Here is a 16,357-nt window from a genome sequence, read left to right on the forward strand (position 1 = left end):
ACCGCGCCCGCTAGGCTGGGGTCCAGCATGTCCACCACAGCACCCAGCCGGCAGGAACTGAAGAACAGCCTCGGCGACCTCACACTGCGTGACGAACACCGGCTCCGCCGGCGACTCGACCGTGCGCGCACGCCCGACGCGCTCGCCTCCCTGTCCGACGAGATCGACGCCGCCCGCGGACGCGTCGCACGAAGACTCGACAGCGTCCCCGCCATCGACTACCCCGACTCGCTGCCCGTCAGTCAGCGCCGCGACGACATCGCACAGGCGATCTCCGAACACCAGGTCGTCATCGTGGCCGGCGAGACGGGATCCGGCAAGACGACACAGATCCCGAAGATCTGTCTCGAACTCGGACGCGGTGTTCGCGGACTCATCGGACACACCCAGCCCCGCCGACTCGCGGCGCGGACGGTCGCCGAACGGATCGCCGAGGAACTTCACAGCGAACTCGGTGAGACCGTCGGCTACACCGTGCGATTCACCGACCAGGTGTCGGACGGCACGCTGGTGAAGCTGATGACGGACGGAATCCTGCTCGCCGAGATCCAGCGCGACCGGATGCTCCGCCGGTACGACACGCTGATCATCGACGAGGCCCACGAACGCAGCCTCAACATCGACTTCATACTCGGGTACCTGCGGCAACTCCTCCCCCGCCGGCCCGATCTGAAGGTGATCATCACGTCGGCCACCATCGACCCGCAGCGCTTCGCGCAGCACTTCGCCACCGACGGTGTGCCCGCCCCGATCGTCGAGGTGTCCGGTCGCACGTTCCCCGTCGAAATGCGTTACCGGCCACTCACGGTGGACGTCGGCGATCAGAGCTTCGACCGGGACCCCGTCGACGCGGTGTGTGAAGCGGTCGAAGAACTCTCCGGCGAGGGCGACGGCGACATCCTGGTCTTCCTCTCCGGCGAACGGGAGATCCGCGACACCGCCGACGCACTGCGCGATCGCAGACTGCGCGGCACCGAGATCGTGCCTCTCTACGCCCGCCTGTCCGCAGCCGAACAGCACAAGGTGTTCACACCCCACACCGGACGCCGGGTGGTGCTGTCGACCAACGTCGCGGAAACGTCCCTCACCGTGCCCGGCATCAGGTACGTCGTGGACCCCGGGACCGCCCGCATCTCGCGATACTCGGTGCGCACCAAGGTGCAGCGCCTCCCCATCGAACCGATCTCGCAAGCGTCCGCCCGCCAGCGTTCCGGACGCTGCGGCCGTGTGGCCGAAGGCATCTGCATCCGGCTCTATTCGGAGGAGGACTTCGAGGCGAGACCGGCGTTCACGGAACCGGAGATCCTGCGCACCAACCTTGCGTCCGTCATTCTGCAGATGACGGCGCTCGGCCTCGGCGACATCGCCGCGTTCCCGTTCGTCCAGCCGCCCGACCCGAGAGCCGTCCGCGACGGCATCGGCCTGCTCGAGGAACTCGGCGCGATCGAACGGAAAGCCCAGAGCGAGCAACCCGTCCTCACCGCGGTCGGACGCGAACTCGCGCAGATCCCCGTCGATCCGCGGATGGCCCGGATGCTCGTCGAGGCGCACCGGAACGGCTGTCTGGCCGAGGTACTCGTCATCGTCTCCGCCCTCTCGATCCAGGACGTGCGGGAACGTCCCGCCGAGTTCCAGCAGGCCGCCGACGAGAAACACGCTCGATTCACCGTCGAGAATTCCGATTTCCTCGCCTTCCTCGAACTGTGGAAGTACCTGCGCGAGCAGCGGAACGAGCTGTCGTCCAACCAGTTCCGGAAGATGTGCCGCAACGAGTTCCTGCACTGGCTGCGGATCCGCGAATGGCAGGACCTGCACGGTCAGCTCCGTCAGATCACACGTGGGCTCGGCTGGAACACCAGCGAAACCCCGGGCGGCGAAGCAGCGATCCACCAGTCCCTGCTTGCGGGCCTGCTGTCGCACATCGGACTGCGCGAGGGCGACAAACGCGACTTCCTCGGGGCCCGGGGAAGCCGGTTCGCGGTGTTCCCCGGCTCCAGCCTGTTCAAGAAGCCGCCCCGGTGGGTCATGGCCGCCGAACTCGTCGAAACGTCCCGCCTGTGGGCGCGGATGTCGGCCCGGATCGAACCCGAGTGGGCCGAGAAGCTTGCCCCCCATCTCGTGAAACGTACGTATTCCGAACCGCACTGGTCCTCCAAGCGCGGCGCGGCGATGGCCTACGAACGCGTGACGCTGTACGGGATCCCGCTCGTCGCCCGGCGTGCAGTCACCTACAGCACCATCGACCCCGAAGCGTCGCGTGACCTGTTCATCCGCCATGCGCTCGTGCAGGGCGAATGGCAGACGCAGCACGCGTTCTTCCACGCCAACCGCGCGCTCCTCGACGATGTCGAAGAACTCGAGCATCGTGCCCGCCGGCGCGACATCCTCGTGGACGACGACACCCTCTACGACTTCTACGACCGCCGAGTCGGCCCGGAGGCGGTCTCGGCCCGGCATTTCGACTCCTGGTGGAAGGTCGCCCGCCGCACGAATCCCGACCTCCTCACGTTCACACAGGCGACGGTCGTCAACGCCGAATCGGCCACGGTCCTCGGCGGCGACTACCCCGACGCGTGGCGTCAGGGCGACATGCAGTTTCCCCTCACGTACCAGTTCGAGCCGGGCAACGAGGACGACGGAGTCACGGCACGGATCCCGATCGCGCTGCTGGCGGGCCTGCGCCCGGTCGGCTTCGACTGGCTCGTCCCCGGCATGCGCGTCGAACTCGTCACCGCCCTCATCAAGACGCTCCCGAAGACCCTTCGCCGACAGGTCGTTCCGGCGCCCGACTTCGCGGCTGCTGCACTGGCGGCCGTGAAACCCCGCTCCGAGCCGCTCACCACCGCGATGGCACGCGAATTGTCCCGGCTCGGTGCGTGCCGCATCGACCCCAAGGACTTCGACGTCTCCGCCCTCCCCGATCACCTGCGGATGACGTTCGCCGCCGTGGACGAGAAGGGCGCCGTCCTCGGCCGGGACAAGGACCTCGTGTCGCTGCGCAAGGCGCTCGCTCCCCGCGTCCAGGTGGAGGTCGCGAAGGCGGCCTCGAATTCGGAGCGGCCGCCGGCACTGACGTGGACCCCCGAGACCCTCGGTTCCCTCGAGGCCACTGTGACACGCGAACTCGGCGGCCAGAAGGTCACCGGCTATCCCGCTCTCGTCCCGGAAGGTGACGGTGTCGCCGTCCGCGTCCTCAGTACCGCGTCGGCTCAACGAGCCGCGATGCGCGCCGGGACGCGCCGGTTGCTGCTCGCCGCCGTTCCCACCCAGGCGAAGACGGTCACATCCGGTCTGAGCAATGCACAAAGGCTGGCGCTCGGGCAGAACCCCGACGGCAGCCTCGAGGCTCTCATCGACGACTGCCGCAATTCCGCCGCAAACCAGTTGATCGCTGCATACGGCACGCCGGTGCGCACACCGGAGCAATTCGACGCGCTCGTGAAAACGGCGCGCGCGGAGATGGCCCGGAACGTGGCAGTGCTCCTGCGACTGGTGGCGCCGGTGCTGGAAGCGGACCACCGTCTCGCCGTCGTCCTGGACCGCGCCACCGGCGAGGCAGCCGACGACGTGCGGGAACAACGGCAGTCGCTGCTCTTTCCTGGATTTGTCGCCGACATCGGCGCAACTCGCCTCCGCGAAGTACCCCGCTACCTCACCGCCGCAGTCACCCGCCTCGAAGCGTTCCCGGGGAGCGCACCCCGCGACCAGAAGGGGATGGACACCCTCGACCGGGTCTACGCCGGCTACGAACGCATGCTCGCGGCACTACCGGAGGAACGACACCACTCCGCCGAAGTCGACGCAATTCACTGGATGATCGAGGAACTGCGGGTCAGCCTGTTCGCGCAGACACTCGGCACGCCCATCCCGGTCTCGGAGAAGCGTGTGATGAGTGCCATGCAGAAAGTGCGCTGAGGCAGGCTCAGACGTCGTCGCGGGACTCGCGGTGTTCGCGCAGCTCTTTGATCTCGCGGGCGAAATCCTCTGCAGAAGAGAACGACCGGTACACGGACGCGAAGCGCAGGTACGCCACCTCGTCCAGATCACGGAGCGGACCGAGGATCGCGAGCCCCACCTCGTTGCTCGGGATCTCCGCCGATCCCGACGCGCGGACCGCGTCTTCGACCTGCTGGGCAAGAAGATTCAGCGCGTCGTTGTCGACTTGCCGGCCCTGGCAGGCTCGGCGCACCCCGCGCACCACCTTCTCACGGCTGAACGGTTCTGTGACACCGCTGCGCTTGACCACCGACAGGACCGCGGTCTCGACGGTGGTGAATCGGCGACCGCACTCGGGGCACGACCGGCGGCGGCGGATGGCCTGCCCTTCGTCGGCTTCTCGCGAATCGACCACACGCGAATCGGGGTGCCGGCAGAACGGGCAGTGCATGGCAATTCCTTCGTCGTAGCCGTCGTGGCCGCAACTGTTCGCCTCCCCCGATGGCGAACCGACGAAAACGGATTCACGCAGCGGATGCACGATCTCGACGCGACCACACGCAGTGGTGGGACTGACAGCATCCGAGACTACTCGTCCGCCCGATGGGACATTCATGCAGCGCCACCCCCGTCACCGGGTAGCGGACGACGGGACGATCAGATTCTGACCCGGGTGCAGCGCCGAATTGGACATGGCGTTCAGCTCCATGATCCGCTCGACCACCTGCGCCACCGGAAGGTCCGGCGCGACACGTCCGGCGATGGCGGCCAGACTTTCCCCCTGCTGCACCTGCACGACCTCCGTGGCCGCCGCGTCGCCCGCGCTGTCGGTGGTGGCCAGCTGCGCCAGCCCGACGAGCCCGCACAACACACCCGCGGTGATCACGACGCTCGCCAGCACCATCCGCCAGCCGACGTCGTTCGCCCCGCGGCGATGATCGGCACGCGAGACGCCCACGACAGTCGGCCGGTATTCGACGGCACCGGACGACGGACGCCGCAGGTCGTAACCCAAACCACGCCGGCTCGGCTCGGTCCGGTACGACCGGGCAGCCCCGGACCGGACTGCACCCCGTTCGAGCGCGTGCCGGTTCAGCACCGCCTGCCGGTTCACCACTGCCTGCCGAGGGAGAACTGCGTTGCTCATCGGTACCTCCGCTGTTCGTAGCCGATATCAGATCCGGGCTTGTCAGATCCGGGCTTTGCCAGATCGGTGTCGGATCCGACGTCGGATCCGTTCGCGACCCGGCAGGCGTCCAATCCCGCCGGGTGTTCGATCACGCGTTCGAAAGAACACATGTTCGATTTCTACCACGACGGTCCGACAAAGTCTCTACTTCTCGCGACACGTGTCGAACAGATGTTTGATACTCCGGGGAAAGCGGGATAGATTCGTGTCACGAGGCACAGCAGTCACATGCGACCCATACCGAGAAGACCCACAACCGAGAAGATTCACACACAGACGGAGGCACCTCGCCATGAAGGACCACAGCTCGACCGACGGTTCGACTCCACGTGTGAGCGGTGGCGCCGCCGCCGGGTTGACCGACCGGCAGCGCCGTGTCCTCGAGGTGATCCGCACGTCCGTGAACGAGCGTGGCTACCCGCCCAGCATCCGTGAGATCGGCGACGCCGTGGGGCTCACCTCCACGTCGTCCGTGGCCCATCAATTGCGCACACTCGAGAGGAAGGGTTTCCTCCGACGCGATCCCAACCGTCCGCGCGCGGTGGACGTCCGCGGTCTGGACGAGGTGGCGGCTGGCGCCGCGGCAAACGCGACCGGCACCGTCGGGTTGTCCGCGGTCAAGCCCGGCGCCGCGGGCGCACCCCTGCCGGAGCCCACGTTCGTCCCGGTCCTCGGCCGGATCGCCGCCGGTGGCCCGATCCTCGCCGAGGAAGCCGTCGAGGACGTCTTTCCGCTTCCCCGCGAGCTCGTGGGCCAGGGCTCACTGTTCCTGCTCAAGGTCGTCGGAGAATCGATGATCGACGCTGCGATCTGCGACGGCGACTGGGTGGTGGTCCGTCAGCAGAACGTCGCGGAGAACGGAGACATCGTGGCAGCGATGATCGACGGCGAGGCCACCGTGAAGACGTTCAAGCGCACCGAGAACGAGGTGTGGCTGATGCCGCACAATCCGCTGTTCGATCCGATCCCCGGCAACGACGCAGTCATTCTGGGCAAGGTCGTCACGGTCATGCGCAAGATCTAGCCGCATCCGCCGGCAGACACGAAAAGGCCCCACGGCGAGCTCGCCGTGGGGCCTTCTCGCGTCCACCCCGGTCCGGCCGAAGCCGGCGATTGTTCCAGACACGCGAGTCGCGCCTCGTCAGAGGTTGAGGCCGCGACCGATGATTTCCTTCATGATCTCGGTAGTGCCGCCGTAGATGGTCTGGACACGAGAATCCATGTACGCCTTGGCGATCGGATACTCCTTCATGTAGCCGTAGCCGCCGTGCAACTGCAGGCACCGGTCGATCAGCCGGACCTGCGCCTCCGTGGTCCACCACTTGGCCATGGCCGCTTCCTGCACCGACAGCTTCTCGTCGTTGAGCATCTCGATGAACTTGTCGACGAGGACGCGGACAGCCGTTGTCTCGGTGGCGAGTTCGGCGAGCACGAAGCGCGTGTTCTGGAAGCTGCCGATCGACTTGCCGAATGCCTTCCGGTCGCGGCAGTACTGGATCGTCATTTCCAGCGCCGACTCCATAGCGGCGGCGGCCACCACGGCGATCGACAACCGCTCCTGAGGGAGATTCTTCATCAGGTAGAGGAAGCCCATTCCCTCCTCGCCGAGGAGGTTCGCGCCGGGGACGCGGACATCGGTGAAGCTGAGTTCGGCGGTATCCTGCGCCTTCATCCCGATCTTGTCGAGGTTGCGGCCCCGTTCGAAGCCCGGCATGTCCCGTTCGACGACCAGGAGACTGAAACCCTGGGCCCCCTTGTCGGGATCGGTGCACGCCACCACGATCACGAGGTCGGCGTTGATGCCGTTGGTGATGAAGGTCTTGGAACCGTTGAGGACCCAGTCGTCGCCGTCACGCACGGCGCGCGTCTTGATGCCCTGGAGGTCGCTGCCGGTTCCCGGTTCGGTCATCGCGATTGCGGTGATCAGCTCGCCCGATGAGAAGCCGGCAGCCAGCGCTGCAGCGCTGCTTCTGCTCCTCGTTGCTCAGTTCGAGGAGATAGGGCGCAACGACGTCGTTGTGCAGGGTGAAGCCGATCCCGCTGTACCCACCGCGGGTGGTCTCCTCGGTGATGATCGCGTTGTATCGGAAGTCGCGCACGCCACCGCCGCCGAATTCCTCCGGCACCGCCATGCCGAGGAAACCCTGATTGCCCGCCTCGACCCACAGGCTGCGGTCGACGATGTTCTGCTCTTCCCACGCGGCATGGTTCGGCTCGGCGTGCTGTGCGAGAAACTTGCGGTACGACTCCCGGAACAGTTCGTGCTCCGGTTCGAACAGGGTGCGCTCCACGCCGACTCCTCGTATCAACTGTCTGTTACGTCTCGTTCGAGATACGTCTCGTTCGACGGTAGAGGCGAGGAACTGCGGGGTGAATGACCCAGGTGATCGGGATTCGTGACCCATCCGGTCACCGGTGTCAGGGCTTGCGGAACCGTGCGAGCCAACGCATCACCGGATAGGCGACGAGGATGCCCACCGAACCCCACGCGATGCCACCGAGTTCCACCGACCCGATCGTCAAAGTCAGGTCGCCGATGCCGGCGACGAGCGCAGCCGCGACCACGGTGAGGTTCACCGGGTCGGTGAAGTCCACCTTCGCGTCCATCCAGATGCGTACTCCGAGGACGCCGATCAGGCCGTACAGCACAAGGGTGGCGCCGCCGATGACGCCGTTCGGCACGGTGAACACGAGGGCACCGAATTTCGGTGAGAACGCGAGAACCACGGCGGTGGCAGCCGCCACCCAGTAGGCGGCGGTGGAGTAGACCCGCGTCGCGGCCATGACGCCGATGTTCTCCGCGTACGTGGTGGTTCCGGAGCCGCCGCCGAACCCGGCCAGGGTGGTGGCCAGTCCGTCGGCGACGAGGGCGTCACCGGCGACGTCGTCGAGGGAGCGGCCCGTCATGGCCGACACCGCCTTGACGTGACCGACGTTCTCGGCGATCAGGACGATGACCACCGGCAGGGTCAGTGCGATCACGGACCACTCGAACGTCGGTCCCCGCAGCTCGGGCACCCCGAACCAGGCAGCGTCCCGCAGCGCCGTCACGCGCTCGTCGGCGAGCCCGCCGGTGACGGCGGCGAACACCCAGCCGACGACTACACCGACCAGGATGCCGAGGCGCCCCAGCAACCCCGGACCGAGGACCGTCACGAGCAGGATCGCCAGCAGCGTCACCCCGGCGATCAGCGGCTGAGATTCGAACGAATCCACCGCGGTGGGTGCGAGATTGAGTCCGATCAGGGCCACCACGGCACCGGTGACGACGGGCGGCATGACCGCGTCGACAACCCGTGAGCCTGCCAGTTTCACAACGATACCGACCAGCAGCAGGAGCACACCCGCCGCGGCCACACCACCGAGTTGGGCTGCGGCACCGGAGCCCTGAGACGCCGTCAGCGGCGCGATGAACGCGAACGACGAACCGAGGTAGCTGGGGATGCGGCCCCGCGTGATCAGCAGGAACAGTGCCGTCCCGATCCCGGAGAACAGCAACGTCGTCGTGACCGGGAACCCGGTGATCGTCGGCACCAGGAGGGTCGCGCCGAACATCGCGATGACGTGCTGCATCCCGATTCCGACGGTGCGCGGCCAGGTGAGGCGCTCACCGGGAGCGACCACCTCGCCCTCGCCGAGCCGCCGGCCGTCACCGTGCAGCGTCCACCCGAAGGCCTTCGTCGGAGTGGACGGGTCGGCGGAGCCGCCGGGGGCGTCGGTTTCTTCTTTCGTCACAGTTGGCCAATAGTAGGGACTATCTGGGAGTTTCGCGCCTTCGGGACCTGATCCGGCGAACGTCGGAGGCTACGCCCCCAGAACGCGCACCGCCGCGGCGCGGGCGTCGGCGGGATCGCTCGTGGCGAGCACGTCCTCGGCCGCACGACGGCACTGGTCCAACGACACCGTGCCGACCTTCGCACCCACCCCCGACACCGCGGCGCCCGCACAGGAGAGCGATGTGACACCGAGTCCGATCAACACGCAGGCGAGTAGCGGGTCGGCGGCCGCCTCACCACACACACCGACCGGCTTGCCCGCGGCGACGCCCGCCTCGGCCGTGCGAGCGACGAGCGCGAGGACGGCCGGTTGCCAGGGGTCGGTGAGGGACGCAAGGTCGGACGACATCCGATCCGCTGCCATCGTGTACTGCGCCAGGTCGTTGGTGCCGATCGACAGGAAGTCGACGTGGCGCAGCAACCGGTCTGCCAGCAGCGCGGCGGCCGGGACCTCGACCATCACGCCGGGAACGAGACCGCGGGCGCGGACCTCGGTTCCGAACGATTCCGCCTCGGCGGGAGTCGAGATCATCGGTGCCATCACCCACGGCTGCGTCTGCGTCTGCTTCGCGGCGGCGGCGATGGCGTCGAGTTGCCGGCTGAGGATGCCCGGGTTCTCGTCGGCGATCCGGATTCCGCGGACACCGAGCGCCGGATTCGCCTCTTCCGCGTGGTTGGCGAAGCGCAGGGGCTTGTCGGATCCCGCGTCGAGGGTCCGGATCACGACCTTCTTTCCGGCGAACGCGTCCAACACCTCACCGTAGATTTCGGCCTGCTCGTCGACACCGGGCTCGGAATCGCGGTCCAGGAAGCACAACTCGGTGCGGAACAGTCCCACGCCTTCGGCGGCGGTCGCGCTCGCCGACCGCGCGCCGGCCCCGTCCTGGACGTTGGCCAGGATCGACACGGAGTGCCCGTCGCTGGTGCGGCCCGGCCCCTCCCACGATTGAATGCGGAGTCGTTCCGCGCGCCCGTGTTCCACCGCGGCGCGAGCCTCGACGGGGTCTGGCTCCAGCACCAGTTCGCCCGCAGCGCCGTCGAGAAGTACGGGGGTGCCGGCGGCCACGGACTCGAGGTCACGCACCGCGACGACGCACGGGATTCCCAGCTGCCGCGAGATGATCGCCGTGTGGCTCGTCGGGCCGCCGAGGACGGTGACGAGACCGACGATCAGCTCGGGATCGAGTCCGGCGGTGTCCGCGGGCGCGAGATCCTGCGCGCAGAGGATCGACGGGGTCGCCGGGACCGGGATGCCCGGTTCGGGCAGACCCAGGAGTTCCGACACGACCCGGTCGCGGATATCGCGCAGGTCGGTGACCCGTTCCGCCATCAGTCCACCCATCTTGGTGAAGAGGGTGACGAACTGCTCGGTGGCGTCGGCGGCCGCTTCGTCGGCCGGAGCACCGCCCGCGATCAGCTTCTGCGCCGCACCGAGCCAGCCGCGGTCGGCGGCCATCGCCGCGTTGGCCTGCAGGACTTCTGCTGCGGCACCGGACACGGTCGACGCGCGGTCGCGGAGTCGCTGCGAGACCACGGCCGCAGCTCCCTCGAAGCGGACCTTCTCCGCGTCACGCGATGCTTCGTCGATCCGGGCCGACCCCGGCGCGACCTCGGGCCGCGGAGCCGGCCAGATCACCGGCGCGTAGGCAATGCCCGGTACCACCGGTGTACCTCGCACGATTTCACGGTCTTCGGTCATCGGGTCCTCCTGGCCGGCTCGTTCTGTCTTCACACAGTCGGAAATGCGAATCGACTATGTGACGGAGATTACTCTCAACTCTTGACATGTCAACACACTCGGGCGTAAAACAACATGACACAACATTTTGTGTGATGCAGACCATAACGGATCGCGTCACCGAAGACTTCATCGACGAGAACAGGAACGGGGACACGGTGTATCCGGAAGAACGCCAGCAAGCGGTCACCACGCTGATCTCGCAGCGGGGACGCATGTCGGTCGCGGACCTGTCCGACACCTTCGGCGTCACCACTGAGACCGTGCGCCGCGACCTCGCGCTTCTCGAACGTCTCGGTCACGTCCGCCGTGTGCACGGCGGCGCGGTGCCCGCCGGTTCGCTCACCGTCACCGAGCCCGGTATGACCGAACGCGACCACACCCGCGCCGAGCAGAAGGACCGGATTGCGAAGCGCGCCGCCGCGTACCTTCCGCCCTCCGGCGGCAGCGTGTTGTTCGACGCGGGAACCACGACGGGGCGCATCATCCCGGAACTTCCGGCCGACCTCGACCTCACCGTGATCACCAACTCCGTCCCGATCGCGGCCCGGCTCGCGGGCCTCAACTCGGTGACGCTCCACATGCTGGGCGGCCGGGTGCGCGGGATCACCCAGGCCGCTGTCGGAGAGGAGGCGCTGCGCATCCTCGACGTGCTCCGCGTCGACGTCGCGTTCATCGGTACCAATGCGCTCAGCGTCGGCCACGGCCTGTCCACGCCGGACACCGAGGAGGCCGCCGTGAAACGCGCCATGGTCCGGTGCGCCAACCATGTCGTGGTGGTCGCCGACTCGTCGAAGGTGGGCCGTGAGCACCTCGTGAGCTTCGCGCCCATTCACAGCGTCGACATCCTCGTCACCGACGCCGAGATCAGTTCCGCAGACCGAGCCCACTTCCACGACCAGGGAATCGAGGTGGTGATCGCATGATCGTCACGCTGACCGCCAATCCGAGCATCGACCGCACCGTCAACCTGGTGGGACGCCTCGAACGAGGCACCGTCCTGCGCGCGGCCGCAACCCACAGCGATCCCGGCGGCAAGGGCGTCAACGTCGCCCGCGCACTCACGTCGGCCGGTGTCGCGGCCGTCGCGGTACTGCCGGGGAACGAGGGCGATCCGCTGCTCACCGCGCTGTCCGAGCACAGGATCGAGTACGTCACCGTGGCAATGTCGGGTGCGGCACGCACCAACATCACCATCACCGAACCCGACGGCACCACCACCAAGATCAACGAACCCGGCGTGACGATGTCGGCGGCATCCCTCGCCGATCTCCAGTCGGAGATCATCGACCGCGGGTCCCGTGCCGAGTGGGTCGTGTTGTCCGGTTCACTCCCCCCCGGCATCCCCACCGACTGGTACGCCACTCTCGTCGAGGCGCTGCGTGCGTCGTCGTGCCGGGTTGCCGTCGACACGTCGGACGCGCCACTCCTCGCACTCGCGGAACGCTTTCCCGCGGCCGCTCCCGACCTCGTCAAGCCCAACAGCGAGGAACTCGCGCAACTCACCGGCGCCGACGGGCAGTTGCTCGAGGAATCCGCACTACGCGGAGACCCGACGGCCACCGCGCACGCAGGATGGCAACTGGTGGACCGCGGGGTCGAAGCCGTCCTCGCCACCCTCGGCGCCGCAGGGGCGGTGCTCGTGACGGAGGCAGGCGCGTGGTGGGCCACGCCACCACCGATCGTCGCCCGCAGCACCGTCGGCGCCGGCGATTCGTCACTCGCGGGGTATCTCACCGCGCACATCTCCGGTGCACCGCCCGCCGACTGCCTCCGATCCGCCGTCGCCTACGGCAGCGCGGCGGCAGCCCTTCCCGGAACAACCCTCCCGACTCCCGAACACGTCGACCTCGACGCCGTCACTGTCACCGCCCTCAGCTCCCCCGCCCCCGATCCGGCCTGAACCAGAAGGAAACACCATGTCTCACTCGACACCCCACCGCGATTCGGGGCCGCAGATCATCAGCGAAGATCTGATCTCCCTGGACACCGACCTCGGAGCAACCAAGGACGACGTGATCTCCGCGCTCGCCCGGCGTCTCGCCGACGCCGGTCGCGCCACGGACGCGAACGCTCTCCGCGACGCCGCGCTCGCGCGTGAATCACAATCTGCGACAGGCCTTCCCGGTGGAATCGCCATCCCCCACTGCCGTTCGGAAGCAGTCGTGGCGGCGTCTCTCGGGTTCGCCCGGCTCGCCCCCAAGGTCGACTTCGGCGCCCCCGACGGACCCGCAGATCTTGTGTTCCTCATCGCCGCACCCGAGGGTGCGGGTGCGGAGCACATGAAGCTGCTGTCCTCGCTCGCCCGGGCCCTGGTGCGCCCCGCGTTCGTCGGCACGCTGCGTGACGCGAAGTCGCCCGCCGAGATCGTCGCCCTCGTGAACGACGTCCTGGCCCCCGCGCCGGCACCCGCCGCGGCGGCGTCTGCAGCACCCGCGGCGGCGGCCGCAGCTCCGGCTCCGGTTCCGAAGCCCGAACCGGTCACCCCGCCCGCGGCCACCGCGACGGCACCCGAGCCCGAAGAGGGACCCAAGCACATCGTTGCGGTCACTGCCTGCCCGACCGGTATCGCCCACACCTACATGGCCGCCGACTCCCTCGTCGCCGCCGGCGAGCGCGCAGGCGTCGTCGTCCACGTGGAGACGCAGGGCTCCAGCGGAAGCACCCCGCTCCCGGCCGGCGTGATCGCGGGCGCCTCCGCCGTCATCTTCGCCACCGACGTCGGGGTGAAGGGCAAGGAACGATTCGCGGGCAAGCCGGTGGTGGCGTCGGGCGTCAAACGCGCGATCAACGAGCCGGACACGATGATCACCGAGGCGCTGCGTGCGGGCCTGAACCCGTCCGCGGCCACCGTGGACGCCGGCAGCGCGGGCAGCGCCGCAGACGAGCCGGCCGGGTCTATCGGCTGGGGCACCCACCTGCGTCAGGTTCTGCTCACCGGTGTGAGCTACATGATTCCGTTCGTCGCGGCAGGCGGTCTGCTGATCGCCCTCGGATTCCTGCTCGGCGGATACGAGATCTCGGGGCCGGCCAAGGACATCGTCCTCAGCAATTCGCTGGGGAACCTCCCCGACGGCGGCCTGACGACATACCTGGGTGCGGTGCTGTTCCAGCTGGGTTCGCTGGCTTTCAGCTTCCTCGTCCCCGCACTGGCCGGTTACATCGCCTTCGCCATCGCCGACCGACCCGGTCTCGCACCGGGCTTCACCGCGGGTGCTGTCGCGGTGTTCGTCGGCGGCGGTTTCATCGGCGGACTCGTGGGCGGCCTCATCGCGGGTGCCGTCGCCCTGTGGATCAGCCGGATCCCGGTGCCGCAGTGGCTCCGCGGTCTGATGCCCGTCGTGATCATCCCGCTGTTCGCGACCCTGATCGTCGGTGCGCTGATGTTCCTGGTGCTCGGCCGTCCGCTGGCGGCGATCACCAACGGCCTCACCGACTGGCTGAACGGTCTGTCCGGAAGCTCCGTCATCGTCCTGGGCATCATCCTCGGCCTGATGATGTGCTTCGACCTCGGTGGCCCGGTCAACAAGGCCGCATACGCGTTCGCGGTGGCCGGCCTCAACGTCAACGATCCCGCCTCGCTCCGCATCATGGCGGCCGTGATGGCCGCGGGCATGGTCCCGCCGCTGGCCATGGCGCTCGCGTCGACCGTCCTGCGTCCCAGCCTGTTCAGTGAGGCGGAACGGGAGAACGGCAAAGCGGCCTGGCTGCTCGGCTCGGCGTTCATCTCCGAGGGCGCCATTCCGTTCGCCGCCGCCGATCCGCTGCGCGTCATTCCCTCGATGATGGCCGGCGGCGCCGTCACCGGCGCACTGATCATGGCGTTCGATGTCACGCTCAGCGCACCGCACGGCGGAATCTTCGTCTTCTTCGCCATCGGCAACCTGCTGTGGTTCCTGGTGTCGCTGGCCGCCGGTGTCGCCGTCGCCGCACTCTGCGTCGTCGGTGCCAAGGAATTCATCAAGCCCGGCGCGTCCGACGCCGAACTCGACCCCGACGTTGCGACAGTCGCAGCGTAAGAGAAAACAGATCGACCCGCTCGACGCACATCAACCCCACCGACAGAGGAGAGAGTCCATGCCCAGCACCACAGTCGCCGTCGGTTCGTCCATCGGCCTGCACGCCCGTCCCGCCGCCGTCATCGCCGAAGCGGTCGCCGCCGCCGGTGTGCCCGTCACCCTGGCCGTGGCGGACAGCGAACCGGTAGACGCCGGCTCCGCGCTGCTCATCATGACGCTCGGCGCCACCAAGGGCACCGACGTCACGGTCACCAGCGACGACGCCGACGCCGTCGAGAAGGTGGCCCAGTTGGTGGCGGCCGACCTCGACGCCTGACCGGCTCCCGGCCGTCAGCTGGTGAGACCCAGCTGACGGCCGGTCCAGTCCATCTCCCGTTCGAGCGCGGCTCCCCACGTGGCACCCTCGTGACCCCCGGGAAGCTCGTAATACCGCACGTTCAGACCGGCCGCCCGCGCGGCAGCGAACATCCGCTGCTGCTGCGGGCGGTATTCGTCGTCGTCGGCCCCGGCGACGAACACCCCGGTCAGTTCCGGGAACTGACGGGTCTTCAGCACGTCGACCGGATTGACCGCCGCGAAGGCGCGCTCGTCGCCCGCGAATGTCGCAGCGACCGTCCCGGCATGATCGCCCAGCGAGGGCTCGTCCTGGCCGAGGAAGTCGAGAAAGGTCGGAAAGATCTGCGGATAGTTCACCGCGAGCTGGATCGAACACGTCCCCCCGTAGGAGAATCCGCCGATCGCCCACTGCGCCGGGTCATGGGACACCTGCAGGGTCTGCTCGATCCACGCGGGGACGTCGTGGGCCACGTACGTGGCGGCGTTTCCCAGCGCCGAGTCCAGGCAGAGCGGGTTCGCGTCCTGCGACCCCAGCGCATCGACCACCACGACGACGGGCGCGAGGCCGTCGTGCCGCGCCGCGTACGCGTCCACCGTCGACGCAAGCCGTCCACTGCTGAACCAGTCCTGCGGCCGCCCCGGCTGTCCGGCGATCATCACCATGACGGGGAGCACCGCCCGAGGTGACGTGAGGTACGCCGGCGGCAGATACAGCACCGCGGGCCTGGCCGGGAATCCGGATTCGGCGCCGGGAATGTCCACTTCCGTCACCACCCCGGAGCTGGGTGTGCGGACCGGTCGCGTCCAGTCGGAGTCCATCGGCACTCCCGACTGCACCGTGGGCTGAAAGCCGGGAACGCCATCGAACGCGACGGGCGCGACAACCGCCTGCGGGCGGTGTCCCACCAGCGACCCGACCGTGGGGAATGCGCCGACCTGTGCGTTCACCTGTCCTGCTGCGGCGGCGACGACCACGGCGGACGCCGCGGCGCCCACCACCGCACGCCGTGTTCCGGCGTTCCGGAGCCGAAGGGCGACGAGCGCGACGACGGCCACCGCGAGCCAGATCCAGACGTATCCCGCCGGCGGCAGCTGATTGGGAAGCGGCCGGTACGCCGCCCACACGGCACCGGCGACCACGCCGGTCACCGGAACTGCCGCAGCTGCGGCGCCGAGGATCGGCAACCGCGCACGACGAGCGGTCGCGGCGAGCACCGCGCCGATGCCCGCCAGCGCGGCCACGGTCAGCGCGACCTGAGCGCGACCGTGCTCGAGCGACAGGTGGGAGATACGCGACAACAACTCGTGGGCCTGCACCGGCCCAGTAAACACTCCGCAGGGGTGGTCGAAGAATCAGGCTCGC

General features: G+C 68.2%; 11 protein-coding genes and 1 pseudogene. 6 read left to right on the forward strand and 6 right to left on the reverse strand.

What is annotated here, in order from left to right; all coding sequences use genetic code 11:
* Positions 1 to 27 precede the first annotated feature (27 nt).
* Positions 28 to 3,915 (forward strand): ATP-dependent RNA helicase HrpA, encoded by a 3,888-nt coding sequence (gene hrpA, locus H0B43_RS03215; RefSeq protein WP_185729322.1) that lies wholly within the window; start codon positions 28 to 30, stop codon positions 3,913 to 3,915.
* A 7-nt stretch (positions 3,916 to 3,922) separates the two neighbouring features.
* Here hrpA and nrdR read toward each other — a convergent pair whose 3' ends face one another.
* Together nrdR and H0B43_RS03225 are read right to left on the reverse strand one after the other, a co-directional pair.
* Positions 3,923 to 4,387, reverse strand: a complete 465-nt coding sequence (gene nrdR / locus H0B43_RS03220; RefSeq protein WP_007296355.1) for a transcriptional regulator NrdR — start codon at positions 4,385 to 4,387, stop codon at positions 3,923 to 3,925.
* A gap of 180 nt (positions 4,388 to 4,567) precedes the next feature.
* The gene (locus H0B43_RS03225) at positions 4,568 to 5,083 is read right to left on the reverse strand and encodes a LysM peptidoglycan-binding domain-containing protein (protein WP_185729321.1); all 516 of its coding nucleotides are present in this window, start codon (positions 5,081 to 5,083) and stop codon (positions 4,568 to 4,570) included.
* 334 nt (positions 5,084 to 5,417) lie between these two features.
* Between H0B43_RS03225 and lexA the strand changes: the two genes are divergently transcribed.
* Positions 5,418 to 6,149: a transcriptional repressor LexA gene (lexA, locus tag H0B43_RS03230; RefSeq protein WP_185729320.1), complete on the forward strand. Its 732-nt coding sequence runs from the start codon at positions 5,418 to 5,420 to the stop codon at positions 6,147 to 6,149.
* A 117-nt stretch (positions 6,150 to 6,266) separates the two neighbouring features.
* Here the strand turns inward: lexA and H0B43_RS03235 are convergent.
* From H0B43_RS03235 to ptsP, 3 genes and pseudogenes are all read right to left on the reverse strand, one after another.
* Positions 6,267 to 7,416: pseudogene (locus tag H0B43_RS03235) on the reverse strand (acyl-CoA dehydrogenase family protein).
* 127 nt (positions 7,417 to 7,543) lie between these two features.
* Positions 7,544 to 8,860: a solute carrier family 23 protein gene (locus H0B43_RS03240; protein WP_312033945.1), complete on the reverse strand. Its 1,317-nt coding sequence runs from the start codon at positions 8,858 to 8,860 to the stop codon at positions 7,544 to 7,546.
* A 69-nt stretch (positions 8,861 to 8,929) separates the two neighbouring features.
* A complete protein-coding gene (gene ptsP, locus H0B43_RS03245) occupies positions 8,930 to 10,600 on the reverse strand; it encodes a phosphoenolpyruvate--protein phosphotransferase (protein WP_185729318.1) in 1,671 nt (556 codons plus the stop codon).
* Between the two features lie 197 nt (positions 10,601 to 10,797).
* Here ptsP and H0B43_RS03250 point away from each other — a divergent pair, with 197 nt between their 5' ends.
* The 4 genes from H0B43_RS03250 to H0B43_RS03265 are packed head-to-tail and all read left to right on the forward strand — an operon-like array spanning position 10,798 to position 14,974.
* Positions 10,798 to 11,565, forward strand: coding sequence for a DeoR/GlpR family DNA-binding transcription regulator (locus tag H0B43_RS03250; protein ID WP_185730126.1), 768 nt, complete (start codon positions 10,798 to 10,800; stop codon positions 11,563 to 11,565).
* Positions 11,562 to 12,542: a 1-phosphofructokinase gene (gene pfkB, locus H0B43_RS03255; RefSeq protein WP_185729317.1), complete on the forward strand. Its 981-nt coding sequence runs from the start codon at positions 11,562 to 11,564 to the stop codon at positions 12,540 to 12,542. Before H0B43_RS03250 ends, pfkB begins: the two co-directional genes overlap by 4 nt.
* 16 nt (positions 12,543 to 12,558) lie before the next feature.
* Complete coding sequence (locus H0B43_RS03260) at positions 12,559 to 14,658, forward strand: fructose-specific PTS transporter subunit EIIC (RefSeq protein WP_185729316.1); 2,100 nt, start codon at positions 12,559 to 12,561, stop codon at positions 14,656 to 14,658.
* A gap of 58 nt (positions 14,659 to 14,716) precedes the next feature.
* The gene (locus H0B43_RS03265) at positions 14,717 to 14,974 is read left to right on the forward strand and encodes an HPr family phosphocarrier protein (protein ID WP_005240765.1); all 258 of its coding nucleotides are present in this window, start codon (positions 14,717 to 14,719) and stop codon (positions 14,972 to 14,974) included.
* Positions 14,975 to 14,988: 14 nt separating this feature from the next.
* On the opposite strand, the gene H0B43_RS03270 is transcribed toward H0B43_RS03265, so the two are convergent.
* The gene (locus H0B43_RS03270; RefSeq protein ID WP_185729315.1) at positions 14,989 to 16,311 is read right to left on the reverse strand and encodes an esterase family protein; all 1,323 of its coding nucleotides are present in this window, start codon (positions 16,309 to 16,311) and stop codon (positions 14,989 to 14,991) included.
* Positions 16,312 to 16,357: the final 46 nt, after the last annotated feature.

Source organism: Rhodococcus sp. 4CII, from assembly GCF_014256275.1.
GTDB lineage: Bacteria > Actinomycetota > Actinomycetes > Mycobacteriales > Mycobacteriaceae > Rhodococcus_F > Rhodococcus_F wratislaviensis_A.

What these genes read in the sequence shown, in the direction of transcription:
- H0B43_RS03225 (WP_185729321.1), bottom strand. Translation starts at nt 5,083, where the DNA reads ATGAGCAACGCAGTTCTCCCTCGGCAGGCAGTGGTGAACCGGCAGGCG.
- hrpA (WP_185729322.1), top strand. Translation starts at nt 28, where the DNA reads ATGTCCACCACAGCACCCAGCCGGCAGGAACTGAAGAACAGCCTCGGC.
- lexA (WP_185729320.1), top strand. Translation starts at nt 5,418, where the DNA reads ATGAAGGACCACAGCTCGACCGACGGTTCGACTCCACGTGTGAGCGGT.
- pfkB (WP_185729317.1), top strand. Translation starts at nt 11,562, where the DNA reads ATGATCGTCACGCTGACCGCCAATCCGAGCATCGACCGCACCGTCAAC.
- H0B43_RS03260 (WP_185729316.1), top strand. Translation starts at nt 12,559, where the DNA reads ATGTCTCACTCGACACCCCACCGCGATTCGGGGCCGCAGATCATCAGC.
- ptsP (WP_185729318.1), bottom strand. Translation starts at nt 10,600, where the DNA reads ATGACCGAAGACCGTGAAATCGTGCGAGGTACACCGGTGGTACCGGGC.
- nrdR (WP_007296355.1), bottom strand. Translation starts at nt 4,387, where the DNA reads ATGCACTGCCCGTTCTGCCGGCACCCCGATTCGCGTGTGGTCGATTCG.
- H0B43_RS03265 (WP_005240765.1), top strand. Translation starts at nt 14,717, where the DNA reads ATGCCCAGCACCACAGTCGCCGTCGGTTCGTCCATCGGCCTGCACGCC.